Origin of the sequence: Megasphaera cerevisiae DSM 20462 (genome assembly GCF_001045675.1) — a bacterium.
Taxonomy (GTDB): domain Bacteria; phylum Bacillota; class Negativicutes; order Veillonellales; family Megasphaeraceae; genus Megasphaera; species Megasphaera cerevisiae.
Map to the genome: position 1 here is coordinate 1 of NZ_LEKT01000194.1, position 578 is coordinate 578.

Sequence of the window (578 nt, forward strand, 5' to 3'; positions counted from 1 at the left end):
GAACGCCCAGCCAGTATTTGCTGTTTTCATTTTCACCGACTTCAAGGGCGAGTACTTCTTTGTAGCCATCCTCATTAATGCCGAGCACAACATAGGCAGCCAACTTGCGGACAATATTATCATGACGTACCGAAAAATGAATGGCGTCAATAAAGATAATAGGATAGACGCTGGCAAGTGGCCGACACTGCCACTCTTCAATCTGGGGCAGGATTTTATCCGTGACATCCGATATGAAGCCCTCTGATGCATCAAACCCATAAATGTCCTCGATGGTTTCAGAAATTTGTTTGGTCGTCATCCCTTTGGCGTACATAGAAATTATTTTTTGGTCAATGGCAGAGATATCTTTCTGACGCTTCTTGACAACCTGTGGCTTGAATGAGGATTGCCGATCCTGCGGAACGTCAATCTGAAAGCTGCCATAACTGCTGTTCATTTGCTTTGGTTTATAACCGTTGCGGGCGTTCTCGCTGTCGGAGCGTTCCGATAAAAAGTCCTCCTATGATTAGATTGTACCATAGAAGACCTTATGACTTCGAGTGGAAGTTTGTTTACAGAGATTTTTTCATAGGCTC

The 578-nt window shown here is 44.3% G+C and carries 1 protein-coding gene; it reads right to left on the reverse strand.

What is annotated here, in order from left to right; all coding sequences use genetic code 11:
- The coding region (locus AB840_RS15710) for an IS256 family transposase (RefSeq protein ID WP_236684568.1) at window positions 1–439 on the reverse strand (439 nt) is incomplete at its 3' end.
- Window positions 440–578 lie beyond the last annotated feature (139 nt).